Origin of the sequence: Coleofasciculus sp. FACHB-712, assembly GCF_014695635.1 — a bacterium.
Lineage (GTDB): Bacteria > Cyanobacteriota > Cyanobacteriia > Cyanobacteriales > FACHB-T130 > FACHB-T130.
In genome coordinates this window covers 1-1,980 of sequence record NZ_JACJOQ010000194.1, presented here as the reverse complement: position 1 = coordinate 1,980, position 1,980 = coordinate 1, and the positions used below count along the sequence as shown (strand labels likewise).

Genomic DNA, 1,980 nt, shown 5'->3' with positions numbered 1-1,980 from the left:
GAACGCGAACAAATCTTACAGGTTGATATTCCCTCAAACTTGCCCACCCTAGTCTCGGAATTAGCCAGTGTGGAGCGAATTTTGACAGAGTTGCTCAATAATGCGTGCAAGTATACCCCACCGGGAGAACGCATTACAGTAACAGTTCGTGCCGCTTCAGCAATGATGCAAATTAAGGTGAGCAACTCTGGGGTCGAGATTCCGCCTGAAGAGTTACCCCGCATTTTTGACAAGTTTTACCGCATTCCCCGTGCCGATCGCTGGAAGCAGGGCGGAACTGGTTTAGGATTAGCGCTGGTGCAGAAACTCACCCAACATTTAGGCGGCATTCTTCGAGTCAGGAGTGCTTCTGAAGAGATAACGTTTACTTTAGAGTTACCGCTGACGCATTCAATGCCTGGTAATGGGTAATATGTCCGGTTTCCATAATAAAAGAACCCCACCCCCAGCCCCTCCCCGCTTGCGAGGAGGGGAGCCGGAGCCGCAGGAGATGGCGGGGTGGGGTTCCGGAGAATTACGGCGAATTAACCAGATTTGACATAGCGGATAATGGAATACTTCTCACCAATTAGCTATTTGCCGAATTGTTGTGACTTGCTGAGCATATTCTGCATCATCTAAAACAGGTTTTGCATCCTCAAATGCGATCGCGCTTGCCAGATCGATCCACGACTTGCAACCTCCATATTCCGGGTGGTAAGCGATAATCTGCGCTTGAGTCAGTTTGTAAGTGCGGAGTAGCAGCACATAAATCGGCTGACGCGGCTTCCATTTAAGGCGATCGCTGACAAATTGCTCGTTCCAAATATGGTACGGTAGCAGCCCTCTCACCGCTGATTCTTCACTCACAGGCAAAATATCAGTAATTTCAGCCCAAGCACCGATTCGGATGGTTTCTGGATGCCAACCGGAGGCGACGGATTGCACCAGATTGGAATATTCGCTTTTTAGCAAATCGGGCTGTTGATGTTCATAAGTCGGGTAGAGCAAAACTTCTGTTTCGGCAACGGTGAAGCGGTTGTTTTCCTCGCGGATGCCGCCTTTGCGTAGCAGCATAATTGTTTTGCCTTGTTCTAAGGCATCGACAGCAACCGCCCATTCTTTGAGGGCGTGAGTTGTGGTTGTAGTGGTCGTCGTGGATTGCATAAGTCTCGGATATTCTAATTCCAGGCTAACAGCGACTACACGACAGGTCAGTTAACATCGTTACTTTGATGCCGATTTGATGCAGATTTGATGTTGAAAACGAAGCAAGCGATCGCGTCCCCCTTCCCCCAAGTGTTGCCTAATATGAAGACAGAAGCCGATAAACCAGGATTGACGTATGGAAAAACGACACTTAGGCACTTCCGACATTCAAATCTCTCCGATTGTCATGGGCACATGGCAAGCTGGCAAAAAGATGTGGGTGGGAATTGAAGACAGCGACACGATCAAAGCAATCCGGGAGGCATTTGATGCCGGTATCACCACCGTTGACACCGCTGAAGTCTACGGTGAGGGGCACTCTGAGCAGATTGTCGCCCAAGCGCTCTCAGATGTGCGCGACCAAGCGGTTTATGCAACCAAGGTGTTTGCCAATCATCTCAAGTACGACCAAGTGATTGAAGCGTGCGATCGCTCTCTCAAAAACCTAAAAACCGACTATATCGACCTATACCAAATTCACTGGCCCTCTGGGGTGTTCAAAAGCGAAATAGTCCCTATTGAAGAAACCATGAGCGCCCTCAACCATCTGAAGGAACAAGGTAAAATTCGGGCAATTGGCGTTTCTAATTTCTCCCGCGCCCAATTGGAAGAAGCCGCCCAGTATGGACGCATTGATAGTTTGCAACCGCCTTATTCCCTATTTTGGCGTTGGGTGGAGAAGGATGCCATGCCTTACTGCGTTGAAAACAAGATTTCAATTCTTGCGTATTCGTCTCTAGCTCAAGGATTATTAACTGGAAAATTCGGTTCCGATCATCAATTCGATCCAGC

Annotated in this window: 3 protein-coding genes; 2 read left to right on the top strand and 1 reads right to left on the bottom strand. The window is 48.7% G+C overall.

Annotation, left to right across the window (positions count from 1 at the left end; translation table 11 throughout):
* The coding region (locus tag H6F50_RS05510; RefSeq protein ID WP_190427222.1) for an ATP-binding protein at positions 1–411 on the top strand (411 nt) is incomplete at its 5' end.
* A gap of 150 nt (positions 412–561) precedes the next feature.
* On the opposite strand, the gene H6F50_RS05505 is transcribed toward H6F50_RS05510, so the two are convergent.
* Entirely contained in the window at positions 562–1,146 is a 585-nt protein-coding gene (locus H6F50_RS05505) for a DUF1802 family protein (RefSeq protein WP_190427219.1), read from the bottom strand.
* A gap of 178 nt (positions 1,147–1,324) precedes the next feature.
* On the opposite strand from H6F50_RS05505, the gene H6F50_RS05500 reads away from it, so the two are divergent.
* On the top strand, positions 1,325–1,980 hold a 656-nt coding region (locus H6F50_RS05500), incomplete at its 3' end, for an aldo/keto reductase (protein WP_190427216.1).